A 24,498-nucleotide genomic window follows, 5' to 3' on the forward strand; every position below is an offset into this window, starting at 1 on the left:
TCACGGACTGCGAAGCCAGCATGAACCAGATGAACCATGACGTCGTCGCCAGCGATTCGATCTGCCAGCCCCGTACCCTGGTCTTCCTGGCCTACCCGCAGATGGGCTTGCTGGACCTGACCGGTGCCCAGACCGTCTTCTGGGCGGCTACCAAGGCCATGACTGAACGTGGCCTGCCCGGCTACGCAGTGCACACGGCGAGCCTCGACGGCGGGTTGATGCGAACCGCCGAAGGCCTCGCCGTGGACACCTGCGCCCTGCACCGCTTCGACGAGGCGCCTATCGATACCTTGATCGTGCCCGGCGCCCCCGATATCCGCCAGGCCATGATCGACTGCGTCGATCTGGTGGATTGGCTGCGGGCCGCCTCGGTCAAGGCCAGGCGCACCGCATCGGTATGCAGCGGCACGTTCCTGATGGCCCAGGCAGGCCTGCTCGACGGGCGCCGGGCCGCCACCCATTGGGCCATGTGCGAGATGCTCAGGAACGGTTTCCCGGCGGTCGAAGTCGACCTGGACGCGATTTTCATCCAGCAGGACCGGATATGGACCTCGGCGGGCGTCAGCGCTGGCATCGACATGGCCCTGGCCCTGGTCGAAGCCGACTGCGGTCGCGAAGTCGCGCTGCAAGTGGCCCGGGAGCTGGTGGTGTTTCTCAAGCGGCCCGGCGGACAGGCGCAGTTCAGCCAACTGCTGCAATTGCAGACCCGGGACAGCGCCGGATTCGACGAGCTGCACGTCTGGATCAGCCAGCACCTGGACGATGACCTGACCATCGAACAACTGGCTCGCCAGGCCCGGATGAGTCCGCGCAATTTCGCCCGGGTCTACAAGCGTCGCACGGGACATACCCCGGCCAAGGCCGTGGAGATGTTCCGCCTGGAAGCCGCGCGACGGCTGCTGGAAGACTCCCAGCGCAACATCGACCAGATTGCCCGGTCGTGCGGCTTCGGTGACGAGGAGCGGATGCGCCTCACCTTCCAGCGCCACCTTTCGATTTCCCCACGGGACTACCGTCAACGGTTTTCCCGCTGACCCCGGCCTGCCAGACCCGATGCTGGCAGGATTTCAGGGTTTTCTGTCCTACCGGCGAAAACGCGGCACTTTTAAGATACGAGACCGAAGCTCTGTCCTTGCGACGCCCCGGAGCCGGCCCCTCAAAAAATACAAAAGGTCCGCCAGCGTGCCCACACCCGCCACGATGTTCAAAAGCATCCATGACAGCCTCCGGTACACCCCCTGTCAGATCGCCTCGCGACCTTCGATGGGGATCAGTCCCCATCCGCTGGTGAACGCCCTGGGCTGGGCGGTCGGGCTGGTGGTGGCCTGCGGCATTGTCATCATCAATTCCGAGACCCGATCCGACCTGGCCCCCACCCTGCTCTACATTACCTTGCTGTTGATGGCGGCCAACCTGTTCTCCATCAACCTGGTCATCACCGTCGCGCTGATGTGCATGCTCCTGCTCACGGCGATGTTCCTGTACAACGGCGGTTATCATCGCTGGGACTCCACCACCGGCTTCTTTCGCTGCCTGACGGCCCTGTCCGCCATCGCGTTCCTGGCGCTGCGCAGCAAGCAGGCGTCCGACAGCCTGCGCCACAACGAGGCCTATCTGGTCGGAGCCCAACGCCTGAGCCAGACCGGCAGCTTCGGCTTTCGCGGCGATCGTTCGGACCTGTCCTGGTCGGAGGAGTCGGCGCGGATCTTCGAATACCCCAGCGGCAAGACGCCGACGGTTTCGATGGTGCTGGAACGCACCCACCCCGAAGACCTCGAACGGGTGCTGGATATGTTCGGCCAGGCCGCCCGTCGCGCCCCCCAGATCGAGGTCGAGCTGCGGCTGCTGATGCCTGACGGGCGCATCAAGCATATCCATCTGATCGCCAGCCTCCTGCCTTCCGCACAGGGTCGTTTCCAGTACCTGGGGGCCTTGATGGACATGACGGCCAGCAAGCAGGCCGAGGAAGCGCTGTTCCGCGCCCAGGCTCAACTGGCCCATGTCACCCGCCTGACCTCGCTGGGGGAAATGGCCGCCTCCATTGCCCATGAAGTCAACCAGCCGCTCACCGCCATCACCAGCAGTGCCCAGGCCTGTCGACGCTGGCTGGAGCGTCCGCAGCCCGACCTGGAGGAAGCCCTCGATTCCCTCGAGCGGATCGTCGCCAGCTCGAGCCGCGCCAGCGAAGTCATCGACCGTATCCGGTCGCTGTCGCGCAAATGCGATCCACGGCGTCAGGCCGAGTCGCTGGACGAAGTGGTCAACGAGACCCTGAACCTGGTCCAGCAGCAACTGGTGCTGCACAAGGTCACGGCGAAAGTGGACCTGGCGACCTGCGCAGGCCATGTCAGCGCCGACCGGGTGCAATTGCAGCAGGTGATCATCAACCTGGTCATCAATGCCTGTCATGCCATGGACGCCGTTGCGGTCAGCGACCGGCTCCTGCAGATACGCACCTGGATAGAGGACAACGAGGCCGTCCTGGAGGTGACTGACCAGGGCACGGGCATCGCGCAGGATGTCCTGCCTTCGCTGTTCACCCCGTTCTTCACCACGAGAGAGAACGGCCTCGGCATGGGCCTGGCCATCTGTCGCTCCATCATCGAATTCCACGACGGCAGGATCTGGGCCACCAGCGAAGCCGGTCGAGGGACTTCGTTCAGGTTCGCATTGCCGCTTATCCCTTGACCCATGACCGCCTCGGACACGCCCATGACTTTCGATCACGCCGCTCGCCAGGCCAATCTCCAGGAACCGATCGTCTACATCGTCGACGACGATGCGCCACTGCGCGAGGCCCTTGGCAGCCTATTGCGCTCCATCGACCTGCAGGTGGAGCTATTCGGCTCGGTAGCGCAGTTCATGCAATTCCCCCGCCCCGCCGTCCCCAGTTGCCTGGTGCTGGATGTACGCCTGCGGGGCACCAGCGGCCTGGATTTCCAGCAGGAACTGGCGGCGGCCAACATCAACCTGCCGATAGTGTTCATGACCGGCCACGGCGATATCCCCATGACGGTCCGGGCCATGAAAGCCGGGGCGGTGGATTTCCTGAGCAAGCCGTTCCGGGAGCAGGACCTGATCGATGCGGTATCTGCCGCTCATCAGCGAGACCGCTTGCGCCGCGAGTCCGACCGCGCCCGCCAGGCGCTGGAAGCTCGCTATGCGGCACTGACGCCCAGGGAAAGGCAGGTCATGGCGCTGGCCATCTCGGGCCTGATGAACAAGCAGATCGCCGGGGAAATCGGCCTGAGCGAGATTACCGTCAAGATCCACCGCGGCCAGGCCATGCGCAAGATGTGCGCCCGCTCCTTCGCCGATCTGGTACGCATGGGCCAGGCGCTGGATATGCCCGGCTGAATCTTCATACCCACGTATACTAGGCGCGGGTCATGGACAGGGTATCTTGCAGTGAAGACGGCGCCGTTATGGCGACCTGATATCGCTGCCGGGTCTCTCAATGTCAAACACCGCAATCATTTCAGTTGTCGATGACGACGAATCCGTTCGAAAAGCACTGGACGGCCTGCTGCGTTCCAGCGGGTACACAGTACACACTTACGCCAGCGCCCTGGAGTTCCTTTCCGGCGGCGGCCCCGAACAGACCGATTGCCTGCTATCGGACATCAGGATGCCCGGCATGAGCGGCATCGAGCTGTGCAACGAACTGGCTGCGCGGAACATCCGGATTCCCGTCATTATCATCAGCGGCCACCCCGGCCCACCGCCTCGGGTCAAGCCCGGCGTGGCCGAGCCCGTGGCGCTTTTCCCCAAGCCGTTCGGATGCGTGGAACTGATCGCCTGCATCGAATCGGTGCTCAAGCACACGGTTTGACAGGCCAGCCCTTCTCATCAGCGCGTCACTGCAAACCCTACAGGCTTGCCCGCGAACGCGACGGCCTATCCTGCGTCGCCTGTGGGCCAGGCATTTTTCCGGTCGATCCGCGCCGTGCCGGTTGCGGCACTCACACCTTCGTATAGGTCCTTCATACCCAGACATATTCCCGCTGACCTTATGTAGAAGTGCTGGCCCCCCCCACCGGCGAATAGCATTGCTCTGGCGAACCGAAGCTGAAGGCATGAGCCAAGCACTTTCGGGCATTCGCGGCGTGGCCACAATGAATGGGCTGAACCCTTCAACGTATCGATCTTTCTTCGGGAGCAAATCATGAAACAGCATATTCTGGTGGTAGGCGCGGGGTTCGGCGGGGTCTGGAGCGCGTTGAGCGCTGCCCGGCTCATCGACCTGCACAAGCGCAACGATGTGCAGATTTCGGTCCTGGCTCCCCAGGCCGAGCTGCGCATCCGGCCTCGTTTCTACGAGCCCGATGTGCATACCATGGCAGCACCGCTTCATGGATTGTTCGATGCGGTGGGTGTGAACTTCGTACAGGGCTCGGCCCACCGTATCGACCCCGATCGCAAGGAAGTAGGCTACCGCGACGCCTCAGGCAGCCAGGCCACGCTGAGCTATGATCGCCTGGTCCTCGCCACCGGCAGCCAACTGGTGCGTCCGGACCTTGAAGGCATGCTGGAGCACGCCTTCGACGTCGATGAGATCGAACAGGCGACGCGCCTCGAAGCCCACCTCAAATCCCTCAAGCACCTGCCAGACAGCCCGGCCCGCAACACCGTGGTGGTCGCCGGCGGAGGCTTCACCGGTATCGAGACCGCAACCGAAATGCCCGCCCGCCTGCGAGCGGTGCTGGGGGACGAGGCAAAAATCCGCGTGATCGTGGTGGACCGCGGCCCCCAGATCGGCGCGTCCCTGGGTGACGGTATCCGCCCGTCGATCATCGAGGCCTCGGGCCACCTGGGCATCGAGTGGATCCTCAACGCTTCGGTCGAGTCGGTGGATGCCGGCGGCGTCACACTGTCTGACGGCCAGCGTATCGAGTCCAACACTGTGATCTGGACCGTAGGGTTCCGCGCCAGTGCGCTGACTCAACAAGTGCCGGGCACCCGGGACCGCCAGGGTCGCCTGCACGTCGATGGCAACCTGAAGGTGCTGGGCCAGAACGACATTTTCGCCGCTGGTGACGTGGCCTATGCCGCAACCGACACCTTGGGCAACTATGCGGCCATGTCCTGCCAGCACGCCATCGCCCTGGGTCGCTATGCCGGCAATAACGTGGCGGCCGACCTGCTGGGCGTAGCACCGATGGCCTACAGCCAGCCCAAGTACGTCACATGCCTGGACCTGGGAGCCTGGGGCGCGGTGTTCACCGAGGGCTGGGATCGCCAGCTCAAACTGGTGGGACAGGAAGCCAAGTCGCTCAAGACCCAGATCAACACGGTATGGATCTATCCACCTGCGGCGGATCGCGCAACCGCCCTGGCAGCGGCCGACCCACTGATACCGGTGGCCTGATCCTTTCGTCCTGACCGGCCGCCACTCTCCTTTGCGAGCCGGTCCTTCCCGAACGCCCGCCCACCCTTTTCAGGCGGGCGTCTTTTTCCTGCTCCGCCATAAACAAGCCTGGATATTGCCATTGCCCAGCAAAATCCGTTGCAAGGCCCGCCCTTCACCCCGGCGGCACGAGGTAAGGTAGGCCAAACCATCCGTATAGAGGTGTGTCGTGGCGTCCTATTCCTTGCGTCAGCTGAAGTACTTCGTCACCACCGTTGAATGCGGCAGCGTCGCCGAGGCCTCCCGCAAGCTGTACATCGCGCAGCCGTCCATCGCCACCGCCGTCAAGGGGCTCGAGGACAGCTTCGGTGTGCAGTTGCTTATCCGCCATCATGCCCAGGGCGTCTCGCTGACCCCGGGAGGCGCTCGTTTCTACCGCAAGGCCCAGGAGCTGCTGCGCATGGCCCGGGAATTCGAGCAGAACGCGCTGGCCGACAATGATGTCGTAAGCGGCCAGATCGACATCGGTTGCTTCGAGACCGTCGCCCCGCTCTACCTGCCCCGCCTGATCGCCGGCTTTCGCCAGCGCTTTCCCGGCGTGGAGATCCGTGTGCAGGACGGCGAGCAGCAGGAGCTGGTGCAAGGTCTGACCGGCGGGCGTTTCGACCTGGCGATTTTCTATGAGCACGACCTCGACAGCACCATCGAGACCCAGGCCCTGACGGCGCCGCAGCGCCCCTACGCCCTGTTGCCGGTGGGGCATCGCTTCGCCGGCCAGGCCCAGGTGTCGCTACGCGACCTGGCCCTGGAGCCGATGATCCTGTTGGATGTACAACCGAGCCGGACGTATTTCGTCAGCATCTTCGAAGAATTGGGCCTGACGCCGAATATCGTCTTCAGCTCGCCCTCCATCGAAATGGTACGCGGCATGGTCGGCCAGGGTTTCGGGTTCGCGGTGCTGGTGACACGCCCCCATTGCACCACCACTTACGATGGGCAACAGGTGGTCTGCGTCGGTATCACCGAAGACGTCACAGGCTCGGCGCTGGTGGCGGGCTGGCTGCGGCGCGCGCACCTGACCAAACCGGCACAGCTGTTCGTGGAGTATTGCCGGGAACAATTCAGGCAGTGGTTGCCGTGAACCCGCCAGGCAGGCCGTGACGAGGAAAAGTCCCCTCGCCACGGCTGGTTCGCCTAGCGGGCCGCCCAGGCGTTGAAACGCTGCTCCAGCTCCTCGCCATGGTCGACCCAGAACTCGGAGTCCACGGCCCGAGCCCCGGCCAGATTGGCTTCGGCGGTAGGCAACTGGTCCCTCACGGCCTCGGGCAGCAAACCCAGCGTCTGGCGATGCACGGGCCCGTAAGGGATATTTTCCGAGAACACTTTCTGGGTCTGGGGCTGGCTGGCGAACGCGATGAACCGCTCGGCCAGGGCCTTGTTCGGCGTGCCCTTGACCACGGCCCAGTACTCCGGGTCATACAGGCTTTGCGGCCAGACGATGCTCAGCTTCATGCCCTCCTTCTGCGCCGAAGCGATGCGCCCGTTGTAGGCGGCACTCATCGCCACATCCCCTGCCACCAGCCATTGCGCCGGTTGGGCGCCGGCTTCCCACCATTGGATATTCGGCTTGATCTGGTCCAGCTTGGCGAAAGCCCGCGACACTCCCTCCGGCGTGTTCAAGACGTTGTACAGCTCCTCTGCCTTGACGCCGTCGGCGAGCAAGGCGATTTCCAGGGTGTATTTGGCACCCTTGCGCAGGCCGCGCTTGCCGGGATACTCGGTGAGGTTCCAGAAGTCCGCCCATGACCTGGGCGCCTTGCCGAGCTTGCTCTGGTCGTAGGCCAGGACCATCGACCACACATAGGTGGCGACGCCGCATTCGTTGAGCGCACCCGGTACGTAGTTCGCCGGGTCGCCCATGGCCGTCAGGTCGAGTTTCTCGAACAGGCCTTCTTCACAGCCTCGCAGCAGCTCGGGGCTTTCCACTTCGACCACGTCCCAACTGGTGTGACCCGCCGTGACCATGGCCTTGATCTTCGACAGTTCGCCATTGTATTCGCCAGCCACGATGCTTCCTGCACCGCTGGCATTGAAGGGTTGGAAGTAGGCCTTGTCCTGGGCCTGCTTGGTGGCGCCGCCAAAGGAAATCACGGTCAGGCTTTGTGGCGCGGCCAAGGCGCTGGTACTCAGCAAAGCCAGGACGCACGCAATGTTGCAACGCAAGGATCTGGACATGAAGCGGTTCCTCGAAATGCCGGCTCGCCCGCACGAGCCAGCGCGGGACTCAGGGGTGACCGTAAGCGCGGGCGGTGCGGTCTACAGCATTACCGGTCTTGTCGACCCGTTCGTTGTTACCCGGGGAGCTCGCCATCGGCACCGTATCCGTCAGGCGCAGTGTCGCGCCCCGGGTTCGCCAGTCGTTGAAGTCGTTCACGCAAGCTCCTCGGCCCAGAAAGGGTGGGGTTCGCTGAGGTGGCGTGCCAATCGATCCATCATGCGATCACAGGCCGCCATCTGCTCGACGCTCACGTATTCATCGGGTTTATGTCCCTGGTCCATGCTGCCGGGGCCGCACACCACGGTGGGGATACCGGCCTGGTCGAACAGGCCACCTTCGGTACCGAAAGCCACCGTGCCAAAAGCGTCGCTGCCGCACAGCTGCGCGACCAGGCGCGCGGCGGCGCTCTTGGGTGACGTCGCCAGCCCCGGGTAGCAAGACAGCTGTTCGAAACGGATGGCGGTGGCGCCATTTACCGCCTGCATGGCCGGCAGAAGGGTCTGTTCGGCAAAGCCTTGCAACTGCGCGACGACCCCCTGCGGAGCGAAATCCGGCAAGGCCCGGATTTCAAAATCGAAACGACAATCGGCCGGCACGATGTTCAACGCGGTGCCTCCCTGGATCACCCCGACCTGCACCGTCGAATACGCCGGGTCGAAGCGCGGGTCATGCCGTGCCGGATCGGCCAGCCATGCGCCAATCTCTCCCAGCCTGCCGATCAGCCGTGCCGCCTGCTCGATGGCGTTCACGCCGTGAGGGGCATAGGCCGAGTGGCAGGCTGCCCCTCTGACATGACAACGCATCGCCAACTTGCCCTTGTGACCGAGCACCGGCTGCAGCTGCGTAGGCTCGCCGATCAGGCACAACGCAGGCTCGGCAATGGACTCGGGCAGTGTTTCCAGCAGGCTGCGTACACCCAGGCAACCGACTTCTTCGTCGTAGGAGAACGCCAGATGCACCGGCCGACGAAGTGGGCTGGCGAGGAACATTGGCACCGCTGCCAGCACCGAGGCCAGGTAGCCTTTCATGTCCGCCGTGCCCCGGCCGAACAGTTTGCCGTCGGCTTCGCTCAGGCAGAACGGATCCACCGTCCAGGCCTGCCCGTCTACCGGTACCACGTCGGTGTGCCCCGACAGAACGACCCCGCCAGGTTCCAGCGGGCCAATGCTGGCCAGCAGGTTGGCCTTGGTCCGCTCGGAGTTGTAGATCAGCTCGCATTCAACCCCCAGGTCCGCCAGGTACTGACGCACGAATCCGACCAGCGCCAGGTTGGAGTCGCGACTGACCGTGGCGAAACCCACCAGCCTGGCCAGCAGTGCGCGACTGCGCAGTTCATTCATCGCCCGGCACTCCATAGCTGGGCGCCAGGGTGGGGTTCAAGGCGCGGGTCAGGTAGTCCTGCAGTTGCGGCTGATAGGCCGTCCAGAGTTTTTCCAGTTCGCCGACAGGATCCTGCTCCGCCCAGTCCACCCGCAGGTCGACGATGGGCCAGGTCAGGTCGTCCACCACCGACAGCGCCGCCGAGTGCACCGCCCCGGCTTCGCCACCCGCTTCCTGGCCGGCTCGCAAGGCCCGCATCAGACGGGCGGCGAGACTGCCCTCGCTGTGCTGGAAGGCCATGACCATCGCGTCGATCACGATATCGTCGGCCAACAGGTTGCCGGCCGCCACGCACTGCTCGCCGGCCAAGGCACGATGAATCCCCAAGGCACGGCTGCCGCTGTAGATCGCCGTGTTGCCCTGGGCATCGATCACTGCCACCTGGCGATACTCGCTATAGCCATTGCGCGCCAGGACACGGTCCACGGCTTCTTGCGCCCCCCGGCCCGTGGCGAGTTCGTCCAGGATCAACGGGCCCAGCGCCGGCAGTGTGATGTTCTGGCTCGACACCGCGCCAACCCCTGCCCGCAACCAGGGGCAGCGGGCACCGACGGCGATACTCGAAGAACTGATGGCGACGCCCAGCTGGCCGGTTTCGGCGCAGCGTCCGACAATGGAAAAAGTCATGGTTCGGTCCTTATTCGGGAATCACGGCGATCACGTCGATTTCCATCAGCCACTGGGGCTGGCCAAGAGCACTGACCACCAGCCCGGTGGAAATCGGAAACACACCCTTGAGCCATTTACCGACCTCCTGGTACACGGGCTCGCGGTAGCGCGGATCGGTCAGATAGGTGGTGGTCTTGACGATGTGCGTCAGGTCGCTGCCGGCTTCTTCCAGCAATTGCTTGACGTTGCGCATGGCTTGTTCGGCCTGGGCCCTGGGATCGCCGAGCCCCACCAGCCGCCCCTCGAAGTCGGTGCCGACCTGCCCGCGAACATAGACCGTGTTGCCGGCCCGTACGGCCTGGCACAGGTCGTTGTCCAGGGCCTGGTTCGGGTAGGTGTCCTTGGTGTTGAACATGCGGATACGGGTGTGAGTAGGCATCAGCGGACTCCCATCAGGCTGGTTTTCGAGTTGTGCGAATCGATGGCGGGCGCAGGCGAGTCCAGGCTGTCGCTCGGGCGACGATAGGCCAGGTACGTGCGCTGTTTGACGATGTGGTCACTGATATGCCGGGCGTCGTGCCAGACGCCCCAGATGAACGCCGACCCGCGCCGCGACAACCAAGGCAGGCCGACAAAATACAAACCCGGCTCGCTGGACACGCCTCGCTGGTGACGGGGCTTGCCGTTGGCATCGAGGACGTCGACCTTCAGCCAGCTGTAGTCCACCGAATACCCTGTGGCCCAGATGATCGTACCGACGCCAGCCTCCAGCAGATCGAGCGCCAGGATCGGATGGGTCAGGCATGGCGGGTCGGGCGGCAGTTGGCGGGCCTCAGGTTCGAGAGGCAGGTCCAGCCCGTTGCGGGCAATGTAGGCATCAGCGGCATCCAGCAGCGCCAGGTAGTTTTCATCGCCGCGGGCGATGTTCTCGGCCAGGTTCGGCTCAAAGCGAACCTGGCCGCCATCGAACGCTTTCGTCAGGCCCACCAGGGTGATGCCTTCATGGGCGAGCCTGCGGAAGTCCACGGTATGACCGCCACGGGCACCGCTCACGGCAATGGTCACGTGCTCCTTGCCGGGCCGGACAGCCTCGGCATCCCACTCCCCAAGCACCCCCAGCCACCAGCAGAAATCCCGGTTGCGGTAGGACCGGGGTGGACGGTCATGGGCCCCCACGGAAAGGTAGACGCGCTTGCCGGCACGTAGCAACTCATCGGCGATCTGCACACCCGATGAGCCCGCTCCCACGACCAGGACCGCGCCTTCGGACAACTGACCGGGATTGCGATACTGTGCGGAGTGCATCTGGACGATGCCGGCCAGATCAGGTGCGATGGGCGGAATGACCGCCCGCTGGAACGGCCCGGTGGCGACCACCACATGGATCGCCTCGATCAGCCCCTCCGACGTTTCAACGCTGAAGCCGGGACGACCGACATTGCGCTGGACCTTCCTCACGTCCACCCCGGTACGGATCGGCGCGTTGAACTTGCTGGCATAGGCAACGAAGTAATCGGCCACCTGGTCCTTGCCGGCGAAGGCGTCGGGATCGAGCCCCTCGAATTCGAGCCCGGGAAACCGGTCATGCCAGGCCGGACCGTTGGCGACCAGGGAATCCCAGCGCGCCGTGCGCCAGGCTTCGGCAATGCGGTTGCGCTCCACCACGAGGTGAGGCACGCCTTGCCTGCTCAAATGTTCGCTCATGGCCACGCCGGCCTGGCCGGCGCCAATGACAAGCGTATCGATGTGGATCGTTTCAAAGGGCATGTGTGCACTTCCGGCAGTGGGTTCGATTCAGAGCTGCATCGCGACCGCTTCGGGTTCTGTCTTGTTGTTCTGCGGTGTGTTTGGAGCGATGTCGAAGCGATTGTGTTGGCCGGCGGGGATTTGCGAAACGAGGCTTTTTATCGTTGCTGGAAAGGAAAAAGCTGCCTGGGCGCCTGCCTCGAAGACAGGTGCCTGGCAGGCGACTCATGGGTCAGAGAAGTTGCACAGCGAAGGCTGCGCAAAGAAGGGACGGATCAGCCGATAGCTCGGCAAACGGCCTTGCCTCAGGGGCCGACGATGGCCTCTTCGGGCTCGGCCATGGCCACCACCTCCGGCACATAGGCAAACCCCGCCGCCTCCCAATCCCGCCAGCCAGGTGTCTCGTCCGGCAACCAGGGAGACTCGATCGGTTCGATGGGCACCGCAGTCCATTTACCCTCCACCTCAACTTGCCAATACCACCAGGCCTCCACTTTGCCGTCCCGTTCCACGGCCAGCGGCATGAAGTCATCCTGGCCATCGCGCGGCACCAGTTTCCAGTCTGGCCGGAGTTTCTTGCGCACACGCTGCAGGCGCTGTGTCTGCAGATCGAGCAGCACGGCGGGCAATTGGTCATATCCGCAGCCGGGACGAGCACTCTCGTCGCCCACGAACCGGGCGAATCCCAGCGACTGCTGCCCAGCGGCCAGGCGTTCGAGTTCTTCGCCGGTACGCACATGAAAGGTGATCGCCCCCAGGTCCAGGGCACTGTCGCTGAAGCTCACCTGTGGGCCCATCTGGGCGAGAATGTAGAACTGGGCCGGAAATACCGTTTCCTTGAGATTCTTGCCTTCGATGATGTTCCATCGGCAGGTCTTGTTCAGGCGCCAGTTGGCCGGCGAAGCCGTGCTCTTGATTTCCAGCGTCACGCCCCAGCTCAATTGCAGGTCGAACACATCACCATGGGGCTGGACCTGATAGTGCTTTTCGATGCTGCGGGTCAGGTCGCCGGGCCCAGGGGTATAGGTGGTCAACGCTCTCACCGTATCGCCGACGATGTCGTCGCAGTGGGCGATGAGTTTTTGGGCCACCAGGTATTCGATCAACACGCCCCGCAACACGGGTACGTTCATGTTGGAGAACGCCCATCGCCAGAAATCGTTGGCCGTATGGGGCGTGACGCGGTCGCCGAAGGAAAACGTGGTGCCGGCATCCAGGAACCGCTTGAGATTTTCGATGTGCATGTCTTCCCTGTCATCCAGTTCAATCAATGAAGGCAAAATGATGTCATCTTTCGAATAACAATGTCATTCACCACAAGCTGACAATTGTGTCATCTGCTCCTCAGCTGCCTGTCAGCTCCTCTGCACTACTCTGTTATCCTCCTTTGCAAACCGCTCCACACGAGACCGCTCCCATGGCTAATCCCCTGCATCTGCTCGCCCTGAGCGCCCTGTTCATCTCCACCCTGGCCCAGGCCGCCGAACCGGTGGCCATCGACGTGCACCGCGACGCCAACTGCGGTTGCTGCAAGAAATGGATCTCGCACCTGCAAGAGAACGGCTTCAAGGTCAACGACCATGTCGAAACCGACATGGGCGCGGTCAAGCAGCGCCTGGGCGTGGCAACGAACCTGCGTTCCTGCCACACCGCCGAAATCAATGGCAAGTTCGTCGAAGGTCACGTACCGGCGGATCAGGTACTGGCATTGAGCAAGCGCGACGACCTGCTTGGCCTGGCCGCGCCTGGCATGCCCATGGGCTCGCCCGGCATGGAAATGGACGGCATGAGCGATGCCTACCAGGTGATCGGTCAGAAAAAGGATGGAAGCCAGACCGTGGTGGCGGATTATCCGGCCCACTGACGGAGGCGGCCGGGAACGTTCGGGCGGTTCGATTGCCTGTGGTTAATGTCGCCATAATCGGGTAGCCCCAGGATCGGCCGGTTGCCCCAAGGAGATTGACCATGTCGCGTTTGACCGCCCGCTGGCTTCCCAGCCTGCTGCTGAGCACCCTGCCGCTGTTCGCTCACGCCGCGAATCCCCCCGAAGGCCCTGCCTACGGGCCGCAGCTACAGGGTTTCGAATACCCTTATACCCTCAAGCATTTCAACCTGCAGTCCCAGGGCCAATCGTTGCAGATGGGTTACATGGACGTACCGGCCCAGGGCAAGGTCAACGGCCGCAGTGTCGTGCTGATGCATGGCAAGAACTTCTGCGCAGCCACCTGGGGCGACTCCATCAAGGCCCTCAGCGAAGCCGGGTATCGGGTGATCGCGCCCGATCAGATCGGCTTCTGCACTTCCAGCAAGCCGGACTATTACCAGTACAGTTTCCATCAACTGGCGACCAATACCCAGGCCCTGCTCAAGGCCCTCGGCGTGCAGAAGGCCATTGTCCTGGGCCACTCCACGGGCGGTATGCTCGCCACCCGATACGCCCTGCAATTCCCAGATCAGGTAGAGCGCCTGGCGATGGTCAACCCCATCGGTCTGGAAGACTGGAAGGCCCTTGGCGTGCCCTACCGCACCGTGGACCAATGGTATGAACGCGAGCTGAAGCTCAACGCCGACGGGATTCGCAATTACGAGCGCACCACTTACTATGGGGGCCGCTGGAAGCCGGAGTTCGACCGCTGGGTGGATATGCTCGCCGGCCTGAACAAAGGGCCGGGACACACCCAGGTCGCGTGGAACTCGGCGCTGATCTACGACATGATCTTCACCCAGCCGGTCTACTACGAATTCAAGGACCTTAAGGTGCCGACCCTGTTGCTGATCGGCACGTCCGACACCACCGCCATCGGCAGCGACATAGCGCCACCCGCCGTGAAGGCCAGGCTGGGCCGTTATGACGTACTGGGCAAACAGGTGGCACAGCTCATCCCGCGCTCGACGCTGGTGGAGTTCGCCAACCTGGGGCATGCACCGCAGATGGAAGAGCCGGACCGGTTCCATGAAGCATTGTTGAGCTGGCTGAACAAACCCATCCCCTGACGAGGTGTTCCATGGCGGTGCAGATAGCGGTCATCGATGATTGGCAAAACGTGGCGCGGGACGTGGTGGACTGGTCAGTGCTCGACGACATCGGCCAGGTGACGTTCCTGCATGACTACCCCGCCGACCGCGATACCCTGGCCGAACGCCTCGAGCCTTTCGAGGTGATCTGCGTGATGCGTGAACGCACGACATTCGACGAAGGCCTGCTGCGCCGCCTGCCCAGGCTCAAGCTGTTGCTGACCGGCGGCATGCGCAATGCCGCCCTGGACCTCAAGGCCGCGGCCGAGCTGGGTATCCAGGTCTGCGGCACCGAAAGCTACAAGCATGCCGCCCCCGAGCTGACCTGGGCACTGGTCATGGCCCTGAGCCGCAACCTCCTGCCGGAAGCCAATGCCTTGCGCGCCGGTCTGTGGCAGCAAGGATTGGGGGGCGACCTCCACGGCAAGACCCTGGCGATCCTCGGCCTGGGCAGCATCGGCCAGCGCGTGGCGCAGTTCGGCCAGGTGTTCGGCATGCGTGTGATCGCCTGGAGCCAGAACCTCACCCCGGAGCGGGCCGCCGAAGCGGGGGTGTTCTATGTAAGCAAGCAGCAGCTGTTCGAGCAGGCCGACATCCTCTCGATCCACCTGGTCCTTGGCGAGCGTACCCGTGGGCTGGTGGACGCCCAGGCCCTGGGCTGGATGAAACCCGGGGCGTTGCTGGTCAATACCGCCCGCGGCCCGATCGTCGATGAGGGCGCCCTGATCGATGCCTTGCGCCACAAGCGCCTGGCTGGCGCCGCCCTCGACGTTTTTGCCGAGGAGCCCTTGCCGCCCGGGCATCCGTTCCGGACGCTGGACAACGTCCTGGCCACACCTCACATCGGCTACGTCAGCCGACAGAATTACCGACAGTTCTACGCCCTGATGATCGAGGACATCCGGGCCTGGGCCGCAGGGGCGCCGATCCGCTCGTTGATTCCGGCCGGCTGACCGCCCGACTCACTGCACGGGGGAGTTCGCTCCCCCTTCGCGGCGCTCACAGCGCCATCAAAACGCCTCTATTTTCAACGCCCCCTGATGGTGCAGCACGCCATTGCACCGCGCACGGCGATGAAACACCCCCTCGCCTCCTACTCCTCTTGCGTGACAGAAACCTGCACTTCGTCGGTGCGTATCACCGATTGTCGTGTAAGACATTGCCGCCAAAAAACGTGATTGTCCGACAATTCGACGAAGCGCACCGTAGCGCTCTAGGTTCTGGCCTAGACTGCCAAACCGGGGCAAAAACCGACCGGTCATCCAGACGAAAAAAAGTCGAAACTTTTCGCAGCGGCCACGGGTCAGGTTAGAGGTAGGGCAACGGTGGCTGGTGCAGTCCTTGCAAGTCCTTGCACAGCTCTTTCATCTGATTCGCTTTGCCGCATTGGGCAGCGCTTTGCTCTCCTTGCGTAGCGCTTGTGCGCCTGGCCGCAGGATTCGGCCAATGAAACATCAGCTCTGGCGCTTGCCGGAAACAGATCGAGAAAACAGGAGATATTTATGATCAGTGCTGCCTTGGAACCACAACAAGTCCGCTCACAACTGCCACCGGCGGCAGGATCGCCGACGGCACCGGTGTTGACTACCGGAGGCAAGGCACTGCTCCCCGTCGTTCGACAAAACCCCAACCGCAAGAAGATCCTGTTCGTGACCTCGGAAATCGCCGACCTGGTCAAGACCGGCGGCCTGGGCGACGTCTCGTCCGCCCTGCCCCGGGCCATGGCCGGCCTGCACGATGTCCGGGTCCTGATTCCCGGCTATCCCCAAGTCATGAACAGCGGCAATCCGATCCACATCATCGGCGAACTGGGCGGCCACGCCGCGCTGCCGCCCTGCAAGATCGGACGCATGGACATGGCCGATGGCCTGGTGATCTACGTGCTGATCTGCCCCGAGCTGTATGCCCGCGAAGGTTCGCCATACGGCGCCAACAATGGCCGCGACTGGCCCGACAACCACATCCGCTTTGCCCGCCTGGGCCTGGCGGCGGCGGATATCGCGGCCAACCTTGCGCAGATCCACTGGTGCCCGGACCTGGTCCACGCCCACGACTGGCCTGCCGGACTGGCACCAGCGTATATGCACTGGCGCGGCCAGCGCACCCCGACCCTGTTCACCATCCATAACCTGGCATACCAGGGCGTGGTGAGCCTGGCGTCCTGCCCGGAGCTGGGCATCCCCGAACATGCACTGCAACAGGAAGGCATGGAGTTCTACGGCAAGCTGTCGTTCCTCAAGGCCGGCATGGCCTACTCCAGCCACATCACCACGGTCAGCGCCACCTACGCCCAGGAAATCACCACCCCGGCGTTCGGTTGCGGGCTCGACGGTTTCCTCGCGGCCAAGACACAGCAGGGCCTGCTCAGCGGCATCCCCAACGGCATCGATGAGAGCTGGGACTCGGCCACCGATACCCACCTGCAGCGCCGGTTCGCCATTGGCGACTGGGAAGGCAAGGCGGCCAACGCTGCCCATGTACGCGAGCTCTTCGGCCTCGACGAGTCCAACGGCCCGCTGTTCGCCGTGGTGTCCCGGCTGGTCTATCAGAAAGGCCTGGACCTGACCGAAGCGGTGGCCGAGTTCATCGTCGAATCTGGCGGTCAGATCGCCATTATCGGTCGCGGCGAGCCGGAAGAAGAGCAAGCCATGCGCGAGCTGGCCCTGCGCTTTCCAGGACGGATCGGCGTACGCATCGGCTTCAATGAAACCGACGCGCGGCGGATGTTCGCCGGCAGCGACTTCCTGCTGATGCCATCGCGCTATGAACCCTGCGGCTTGAGCCAGATGTATGCGCAGCGCTTCGGCTCGCTGCCGGTGGCCCGCAATACCGGGGGGCTGGCGGACACCATCGAGGATGGAGTCACCGGTTTCCTGTTCAACGAGTCCACCGTCGAGAGCTACAAGGAAGCGCTGGGCCGGGCCTTCAAGGTCTTCGCCTTCCCCGAACTGCTCAATGCCATGCGTTGCCGGGCGATGTCGGCGCCTTTCAACTGGCGCAAGGCGGTCGAACCCTACGCCGAACTCTACGAACAACTGGTGGCGAAATCCCTGGGTAAATCCGCCAGACAATGAGGTGATCGATGCCGACAAGGACGCCCGAGACCTGGACCCACGGCGCGATCATGCTTGATACCGAGCACACTCGTTTCGCCCTGTGGGCCCCGGATGCGTTTTACGTCAGTGTCGAACTCGACACTGGAGAATCAATACCCCTGCTGCCACAGGCCAACGGCTGGTTCATGATCCAGACCCGTTGCCCCGCCGGCACCCGCTACCGCTTCAACATCGACGGCGAACTGGAGGTCCCCGACCCGGCCTCCCGCGCCCAGGCCGGCGACATCGACCGCCACAGCGTAGTGGTCGATCCCCACGCTTACCAATGGCGACACACCGGCTGGTCGGGGCGCCCCTGGTACGAGGCGGTGATCTACGAACTGCACGTTGGCGCCCTCGGTGGGTTCGAGGGGGTCGAGCAGCAGTTGGCTCGCCTGGCCGGCCTGGGCGTGACCGCCATCGAACTGATGCCCCTGGCGCAGTTTCCCGGAGATCGCAACTGGGGCTATGACGGCGTGCTGCCCTACGCCCCCCAGGCGTCCTATGGCACGCCGGAGCAGCTCAAGCACTTGATCGACAGCGCCCACGGGCACGGGTTGGCAGTGATCCTTGACGTGGTCTACAACCACTTCGGTCCCGACGGCAACTACCTGCACCGCTATGCCAAGGGTTTCTTCCGGGAAGACCGGCACACCCCCTGGGGCGCGGCCATCGATTTCCGCCGCCGCGAGGTGCGGGACTTCTTCATCGACAACGCGTTGATGTGGGTGCTGGAGTACCGTTTCGACGGTCTGCGCCTGGATGCCGTGCACGCCATCGAAGACCCGGACTTTCTCCAGGAACTGGCCGCCAGGGTGCGCCAGCAGGTCGACCCGACGCGGCATGTCTGGCTGACCGTGGAGAACGAACACAACCAGGCCAGCCTGCTGGAGCAAGGCTACGACGCCCAGTGGAACGACGACGGCCATAACGCGCTGCATGTCCTGCTGACCGGCGAGACCGACGCCTATTACGCCGACTATGCCGAACAGACCACGGAGAAACTGGCGCGCTGCCTCAGCCAGGGCTTTGTCTTCCAGGGCCATATCAACCGCCATGGAGAACCCCGGGGCGAACCCAGCGGCCACCTGCCGGCCAACGCCTTCGTGCTGTTCCTGCAGAACCACGACCAGATCGGCAACCGGGCCCTGGGCGAGCGCCTGCATCAACTGGCCAATCCCCAGGCGTTGCAAGCGGCAACGGTGCTGTTGCTGCTGTCGCCGATGATTCCGCTGCTGTTCATGGGCGACGAAGTGAAAGCCCAACAGCCGTTCCTGTTTTTCACCAGCCATCACGGTGAGCTGGCGGAACTCGTACGCGAAGGTCGGCGCAACGAGTTCAAGGCTTTCAGTGCCTTCGCCGATCCGGAAAAACGCAAGCGGATCCCCGACCCCAATGCGATCGAGACCTTCGAGGCCTCCCGTCCGGCCCTGGAAACCCTTGAACCGGAGCAACTGGCCAATGAGACCTTCTACCGCCAACTGCTGAAGATTCGTCGCGAGGAAATCGTCCCGCGCCTGCCCGCGATCCAGGCCCTGGGCGCCGATGTGCTGGGGCACGCTGCGATCAGTGCGCGCTGGCGCCTGGAAGACGGCAGCGTGCTGCGTATCGACCTGAACCTCGGCGACCAGTCGATCGAACATACCGCCCCCGAAGATGTGCGCATTCTTTTCGAACATCCGCCGCAAGCCATGGGTCTGTTGCAGCAAGGTGCACTTGCGCCTTACAGCGCGCTGGTCACCCTGACTCAAGCGGTAATGTCACCGAATATCACTGGAGAGCGCCTATGAGCGATGCACAACTGGAGATCCTTGCCGGGCGAGCGGGCCTGGCAGTGGACTGGATCGACGCCAATGGCCGGGCTCAAAAAGTCTCTCCCGCCGTGTTGCGTTCGGTCCTTACAGGCCTCGGCCATCCAGCCGGCACTGCCCAGGAAATCGACGCCAGCCTGCTGCAATTGCAGGAAGACCAGCAAGACCATCGCCTGCCACCGCTGATCACCGCCGACGTCGGCGTCAGCGTGGACCTGAGTCGCTATTTCGAGGGATCGACGCCCTGTGAAATCCGCCTCGACGATGGCGCGACACTGAACCTGAAACTCGATGCCGACGCCAGGTTGCCGGGGATGGTCCCGGTGGGTTACCAACATGTCAGCATCCAGGACCAGCATTTCACCCTGGCCGTGGCACCGGCCCGCTGCTACAGCGTGGCCGATGCGGTGGACGACCCGACACCCAGGGCCTGGGGCCTGAGCGCGCAGTTGTATGCGTTGCGTCGCCCTGGGGACGGTGGTTTCGGCGACACCCAGGCTTTGGAAGAACTGGCACGTACGGCCGGCGAACGCGGGGCCGACGCCCTGGCAATCAGCCCGATCCATGCGATGTTCAGCAGCGACACCGGGCGCTACAGCCCCTACTCGCCCTCCAGCCGACTGTTCCTCAACAGCCTGTACGCCGCACCGGGCACCATCCTCGGCGAGCGGGCGCTGCGCACGGCCATCGATGCCACCGGGCTGACCAATCAGCTGCGCCATCTGGAAGACCAGCCCCTGGTGGACTGGCCAGTGGCGGCCGAAGCCAAGCAGAAGATCCTGCGCGCCCTGTATGACGGTTTCAACCAGGGCGAACACCCGCTGCACGAAGACTTCGCCAGCTTCCGCCACAGCAGTGGCGAAGCCCTGGAGAACCACTGCCGCTTCGAAGCCCTGCAAGCCGAACGCGCCGCCCGGGGTGAAAGCCTGGACTGGCGCGAATGGCCCGAGCAGTGGCGCAACCCGCGCAGCCCCACCCTGGCGCGTTTCGCCGAGGAGAACGCCGACGAAATCGGCTTCTACGCCTTCTGCCAATGGTTGATCGCCCGCTGCCTGGAGCGTGCCCAGAGCGCCGCCAAGTCCAGCGGCATGGGCATCGGCCTGATCGCCGACCTGGCCGTAGGGGCCGATGGTGCCGGCAGCCAGGCCTGGAGCCGGCAGGACGAACTGCTCGCCTCGCTGACCGTGGGGGCGCCACCGGACATTCTCAACCGTTCCGGCCAGGGCTGGGGAATCTCGGCGTTTTCGCCGGAAGGCCTGGTGCGCAACGGCTTTCGCGCGTTCATCGAAATGCTGCGGGCCAACTTCGCCCATGCCGGCGGCTTGCGCATCGATCATGTCATGGGCCTGCAGCGCCTGTGGGTGATCCCCAACGGCGCGCCCCCCACCGACGGCGCCTACCTCTATTACCCGGTGGACGACTTGCTGCGCCTGCTGGCCCTCGAATCCCATCGCCACCAGGCCATCGTGCTGGGCGAAGACCTCGGCACCGTGCCCGATGGCCTGCGGGAAAAACTCAGCGCGCGGGCGATCCTCGGCATGCGCGTGCTGTTGTTCGAACAGGACAACACCCACTTCAAGCCGATCCTCGACTGGCCGGACAACGCCCTGGCAACCACCAGCACCCATGACCTGCCGACCCTCAACGGTTGGTGGCATGGCCACGATATCGACTGGAACGCGCGCCTGAACCTGATCGATTCCCACACCGAGATGGACTGGCGCAGGCACCGCGAGCGAGAACGCGAAGGCTTGCGCCATGTACTGAACCAGGACCCGCAGAACTTCCGCGAAGAACATCGCGAAACCGATCAGGTGCTGGATGCCAGCGTCCGTTTCCTCGGCCACACTCGGGCACCGCTGGTGCTGTTGCCGCTGGAAGATGCCCTGGGCATCGACGAGCAGGCCAACCTGCCCGGCACGATCGACACACACCCCAATTGGCGCAGACGCTTGCCTTGCGAGAGCCAGGCGCTGCTGGATGGCCCGGACGCCGCCCGGCGTCTGGAAATACTCGCCTGCGCGAGACTTCAGGCGAACGAGCGTGACCGATGAAACAGACGTTGATCCAACCCTTGCAGGCCACCTTGCGCCTGCAATTCCATAAAGGCTTCACCCTGGACGACGCGATCCCCCAGGTGCCCTACTTCGCCTCGCTGGGGATCAGTCATATCTACGCATCCCCGCTGTTGAAGGCCCGTGCCGGGTCGATGCACGGCTATGATGTGGTCGATCCGACCCTGGTCAACCCGGAGCTTGGTGGCGAAGCCGCCCTCAGGCGCCTGGTGGCGACACTGCGCGAACACCGGATGGGCCTGATCCTCGACATCGTGTCCAATCACATGGCCGTGGGCGGCAACGACAACCCCTGGTGGCTGGACCTGCTGGAATGGGGACGCCTGAGCCCCTACGGCCAGTTCTTCGATATCCAGTGGCACTCCCCCGACCCATTGATGGAAGGCCAGTTGCTGCTCCCGTTCCTGGGCAGCGATTATGGGGTCGCGTTGCAGGAGGGTACGCTGCGACTGCGCTTCGACCCGAGCCGCGGCAGTTTCTATGCCGAGCATTACGAGCATCATTTCCCCATCTGCCCCATGCAGTACGGCGAACTGCTCAGGCCTGCGCAACACCTGCCACCCGAGCAAGCCGAAGCCCTCAAGGCCGTGGCCGAACGCTTCACCACGCTGAACTACCAGACCGACGCCCATACCCTCGCCCGCCCGTTGCAGGCGCAACTGCGGGACCTGGCGACCCAGCCGGGCATCCTGGCCGCCATCGAAGGCAGCCTGCAAGGCTACGACTCCACGCAGCCCCAGGGCTTCGAGCTGCTGCATCAGTTGCTCGAACGCCAGAGCTATCGGCTCGCCAGTTGGCGCACCGCCGCGGACGATATCAACTGGCGACGCTTTTTCGATGTCAATGAACTGGGCGGGCTGCGGGTCGAACGCCCCGCCGTGTTCGAAGCCACCCATGCGAAGATCTTCGAGTTGATCGCCGAGGGCCTGGTGGACGGGCTGCGCATCGACCACATCGACGGCCTGGCGGACCCACGCGGCTACTGTCGCAAGTTGCGCAGGCGTGTCGATAGCCTGTCGCCTTCGCGACACCTGCCGATCTTCATCGAGAAGATCCTTGGCGATGGCGAGACCCTGCGCCAGGACTGGAAGGTCGACGGCAGCACCGGCTATGAGTTCATGAACCAGGTGTCGCTGCTGCAGCATGACCCGGCCGGCGACGATGTCCTGGCCGAGTTCTGGAGCCGGAACAGCGAGCGGCCGGCGCACTTCATCGAAGAAGCCCGCCTGGCTCGCCAGCAGATCCTCAACGGCTCATTGGCCGGTGACTTCGAGAGCGTCGCCCAGGCCCTGCTCCAGGTGGCGCGGGACGACGTGATGACCCGGGACCTGACCCTGGGCGCGATCAGGCGGGCCTTGCAGGAGCTGATCGTGCATTTCCCGGTCTATCGCACCTATATCAGTGCCCTGGGCCGCAGCGCCGAAGACGAGATGTTTTTCCAGAAGGCGCTGGCAGGCGCCCGGCAAACCCTCAGCGAAGCCGACTGGCCGGTGCTCGACTGCCTGGCCAACTGGCTCGGCGGCATGGCCTGGCGACAACGTCCACGGGGTAGCCAGCGCAAGCGCCTGCGCCATGCCTGTGTGCGCTTCCAGCAACTGACCTCGCCCGCCGCCGCCAAGGCGGTGGAAGATACGGCGCTGTATCGTTCGGCAGTGTTGTTGTCACGCAATGACGTGGGCTACAACACCGAGCGGTTCAGCGCCCCGCCCCAGGAATTCCACGACGCCTGCCTGGAGCGACTCGAACATTTCCCCGACAACCTGATCACGACCGCTACCCACGACCACAAGCGCGGCGAAGACACCCGTGCCCGGCTGGCGGTGCTCAGCGAACGCGCCGACTGGTACACCGCGTGCGTGGATCAATGGCGCATCCTCTCTCCTTCCCTGCACAGCGATCCCGCGGCCCCCTCCGCCGGCGACGAACTGATCCTGTATCAGGCGCTGCTTGGCAGCTGGCCGCTGGACCTCGACCTGCAGGACCACAGTGCTCTGGCCAACTACAACGAGCGCCTGTGGCAATGGCAGCGCAAGGCCCTGCGCGAAGCCAAGCTGCAAAGCAGTTGGGCGTCCGTCAACGACGCCTACGAACAGGCGACCCAGATGTTCCTCGAACGCTTGCTGCTCGGGGACGAAGGGTTGCCACTGCGCAGCGCCATCGCCGATGCGGTACAGGCCGTCGCCCCTGCGGGCGCCCTCAACAGTCTGGCGCAAACCTTGCTGCGCATGACGGTGCCCGGCGTACCCGACCTGTACCAGGGCAACGAGTTCTGGGATTTCAGCCTGGTGGATCCGGACAACCGCCGGCCTGTGGACTTCGATGCCCGCCGAGAGGGCCTGCAGGCCGACGACCAGGCGGCAACGCTGGTCCGCGACTGGCGCGACGGCCGGATCAAACAGGCCCTGATCGCCAGGACACTGGCCCTGCGGGCCGAATACCCGCACCTGTTCCGTGAGGGTCGCTATCAACCGCTGCAGGTGGTGGGCGAGCATGCCGGCCGGGTCCTGGCGTTCATGCGCGAGCACGGACAACAGCGGGCGATCGTGGTGGTACCGATCCATGCGGCCCGGTTGCTGGAAAACAGTGCCGAGCCACAGGTGGTTGCATCGGATTGGAGCGATACCCGGGTGTCGTTACCGTTCGCCGCCGAGGATGGAAAACTGAAGGGACTTTTTGCAAGCGCAGCAGTCACACCCCAAGGGGAGCTGATGGTCAGCGCCGCGCTGGGGGATTTCCCGGTCAACATCTTTATCCAATCTTGAGTGAAGTCAGGAGCATCGCGATGAGTACCGACGATAAACGCATCCGGGAGTTTGCCTATCAGATCTGGGAATCCGAAGGTAAACCTACCGGGCAGGAAAAACGCCACTGGGAGATGGCACGCAAGCTTGCCGAGGCCGAAGCGCTGGCACCGAGCAAGCCGCCCAAGGCCGCCGCCAAGCCTGCGGCGAAGGCCGATGGTGCCAAGCCAGCCGCAGCCAAGAGCACAGCCGCCAAGGCCGCCACCAAAAGCACCACGCCCAAGGCCAAGCCGGCAGCCAAACCTTCTGCCAGCCCGGCAGTGGTGCCACCGGCCAGCAAGGCTGCGGATAAAAAGCCACGCGCGGCGCGCAAGCCCCCAGCGGTCTGATCATCAGGCTCA

The 24,498-nt window shown here is 64.0% G+C and carries 21 protein-coding genes; 14 read left to right on the forward strand and 7 right to left on the reverse strand.

Features of this window, described 5'->3' with window-relative positions:
• The first annotated feature begins 29 nt into the window (after window positions 1-29).
• The 6 genes from BLP99_RS22145 to BLP99_RS22170 all read left to right on the forward strand — a co-directional run bounded on the left by BLP99_RS22145 (window position 30) and on the right by BLP99_RS22170 (window position 6,488).
• Complete coding sequence (locus BLP99_RS22145; RefSeq protein ID WP_092181767.1) at window positions 30-1,034, forward strand: GlxA family transcriptional regulator; 1,005 nt, start codon at window positions 30-32, stop codon at window positions 1,032-1,034.
• A 229-nt stretch (window positions 1,035-1,263) separates the two neighbouring features.
• Window positions 1,264-2,688: a sensor histidine kinase gene (locus BLP99_RS22150; protein WP_072398494.1), complete on the forward strand. Its 1,425-nt coding sequence runs from the start codon at window positions 1,264-1,266 to the stop codon at window positions 2,686-2,688.
• Window positions 2,689-2,712: 24 nt separating this feature from the next.
• Entirely contained in the window at window positions 2,713-3,357 is a 645-nt protein-coding gene (locus tag BLP99_RS22155; RefSeq protein WP_072398451.1) for a response regulator transcription factor, read from the forward strand.
• 100 nt (window positions 3,358-3,457) lie between these two features.
• Window positions 3,458-3,832, forward strand: a complete 375-nt coding sequence (locus BLP99_RS22160) for a response regulator transcription factor (RefSeq protein ID WP_072398450.1) — start codon at window positions 3,458-3,460, stop codon at window positions 3,830-3,832.
• 333 nt (window positions 3,833-4,165) lie between these two features.
• Window positions 4,166-5,368 carry an NAD(P)/FAD-dependent oxidoreductase gene (locus tag BLP99_RS22165; RefSeq protein WP_072398449.1) on the forward strand — a complete coding sequence of 401 codons (1,203 nt, stop codon included), beginning with the start codon at window positions 4,166-4,168 and terminating at the stop codon, window positions 5,366-5,368.
• 208 nt (window positions 5,369-5,576) lie between these two features.
• Entirely contained in the window at window positions 5,577-6,488 is a 912-nt protein-coding gene (locus BLP99_RS22170; protein ID WP_072398448.1) for a LysR family transcriptional regulator, read from the forward strand.
• 53 nt (window positions 6,489-6,541) lie between these two features.
• Here BLP99_RS22170 and BLP99_RS22175 read toward each other — a convergent pair whose 3' ends face one another.
• From BLP99_RS22175 to BLP99_RS22200, 7 genes are all read right to left on the reverse strand, one after another.
• Window positions 6,542-7,582 carry an ABC transporter substrate-binding protein gene (locus BLP99_RS22175; RefSeq protein ID WP_072398447.1) on the reverse strand — a complete coding sequence of 347 codons (1,041 nt, stop codon included), beginning with the start codon at window positions 7,580-7,582 and terminating at the stop codon, window positions 6,542-6,544.
• A 49-nt stretch (window positions 7,583-7,631) separates the two neighbouring features.
• A complete protein-coding gene (locus tag BLP99_RS26450) occupies window positions 7,632-7,781 on the reverse strand; it encodes a hypothetical protein (protein WP_156682196.1) in 150 nt (49 codons plus the stop codon).
• Window positions 7,778-8,965, reverse strand: coding sequence for an acetylornithine deacetylase (argE, locus tag BLP99_RS22180; RefSeq protein ID WP_072398446.1), 1,188 nt, complete (start codon window positions 8,963-8,965; stop codon window positions 7,778-7,780). The genes BLP99_RS26450 and argE overlap by 4 nt, the downstream gene beginning before the upstream one ends.
• Window positions 8,958-9,632: a DUF1028 domain-containing protein gene (locus BLP99_RS22185; protein WP_072398445.1), complete on the reverse strand. Its 675-nt coding sequence runs from the start codon at window positions 9,630-9,632 to the stop codon at window positions 8,958-8,960. The genes argE and BLP99_RS22185 overlap by 8 nt, the downstream gene beginning before the upstream one ends.
• Window positions 9,633-9,642: 10 nt before the next feature.
• Window positions 9,643-10,053 carry a RidA family protein gene (locus BLP99_RS22190; protein ID WP_072398444.1) on the reverse strand — a complete coding sequence of 137 codons (411 nt, stop codon included), beginning with the start codon at window positions 10,051-10,053 and terminating at the stop codon, window positions 9,643-9,645.
• Window positions 10,053-11,381 (reverse strand): flavin-containing monooxygenase, encoded by a 1,329-nt coding sequence (locus tag BLP99_RS22195; protein ID WP_072398443.1) that lies wholly within the window; start codon window positions 11,379-11,381, stop codon window positions 10,053-10,055. The genes BLP99_RS22190 and BLP99_RS22195 overlap by 1 nt, the downstream gene beginning before the upstream one ends.
• 284 nt (window positions 11,382-11,665) lie before the next feature.
• Window positions 11,666-12,640, reverse strand: a complete 975-nt coding sequence (locus tag BLP99_RS22200; protein ID WP_092181770.1) for a hypothetical protein — start codon at window positions 12,638-12,640, stop codon at window positions 11,666-11,668.
• Between the two features lie 137 nt (window positions 12,641-12,777).
• Between BLP99_RS22200 and BLP99_RS22205 the strand changes: the two genes are divergently transcribed.
• The 8 genes from BLP99_RS22205 to BLP99_RS22240 all read left to right on the forward strand — a co-directional run bounded on the left by BLP99_RS22205 (window position 12,778) and on the right by BLP99_RS22240 (window position 24,486).
• A complete protein-coding gene (locus BLP99_RS22205) occupies window positions 12,778-13,224 on the forward strand; it encodes a DUF411 domain-containing protein (RefSeq protein ID WP_072398442.1) in 447 nt (148 codons plus the stop codon).
• A gap of 101 nt (window positions 13,225-13,325) precedes the next feature.
• On the forward strand, window positions 13,326-14,354 hold the full coding sequence (locus tag BLP99_RS22210) for an alpha/beta fold hydrolase (protein ID WP_072398441.1): 1,029 nt from the start codon (window positions 13,326-13,328) through the stop codon (window positions 14,352-14,354).
• 11 nt (window positions 14,355-14,365) lie between these two features.
• Complete coding sequence (locus tag BLP99_RS22215) at window positions 14,366-15,328, forward strand: D-2-hydroxyacid dehydrogenase family protein (protein WP_072431171.1); 963 nt, start codon at window positions 14,366-14,368, stop codon at window positions 15,326-15,328.
• Window positions 15,329-15,877: 549 nt separating this feature from the next.
• A complete protein-coding gene (gene glgA, locus BLP99_RS22220; protein ID WP_072398439.1) occupies window positions 15,878-17,449 on the forward strand; it encodes a glycogen synthase GlgA in 1,572 nt (523 codons plus the stop codon).
• Window positions 17,450-17,457: 8 nt separating this feature from the next.
• Complete coding sequence (gene treZ / locus BLP99_RS22225; protein WP_072398438.1) at window positions 17,458-19,260, forward strand: malto-oligosyltrehalose trehalohydrolase; 1,803 nt, start codon at window positions 17,458-17,460, stop codon at window positions 19,258-19,260.
• Window positions 19,257-21,335, forward strand: a complete 2,079-nt coding sequence (gene malQ, locus BLP99_RS22230; RefSeq protein WP_092181773.1) for a 4-alpha-glucanotransferase — start codon at window positions 19,257-19,259, stop codon at window positions 21,333-21,335. Before treZ ends, malQ begins: the two co-directional genes overlap by 4 nt.
• Window positions 21,332-24,118: a malto-oligosyltrehalose synthase gene (locus BLP99_RS22235; protein ID WP_092181776.1), complete on the forward strand. Its 2,787-nt coding sequence runs from the start codon at window positions 21,332-21,334 to the stop codon at window positions 24,116-24,118. Before malQ ends, BLP99_RS22235 begins: the two co-directional genes overlap by 4 nt.
• Window positions 24,119-24,138: 20 nt before the next feature.
• Complete coding sequence (locus BLP99_RS22240; RefSeq protein WP_072398435.1) at window positions 24,139-24,486, forward strand: DUF2934 domain-containing protein; 348 nt, start codon at window positions 24,139-24,141, stop codon at window positions 24,484-24,486.
• Window positions 24,487-24,498 lie beyond the last annotated feature (12 nt).

The organism is Pseudomonas sp. NFACC32-1 (genome assembly GCF_900101215.1).
GTDB lineage: Bacteria > Pseudomonadota > Gammaproteobacteria > Pseudomonadales > Pseudomonadaceae > Aquipseudomonas.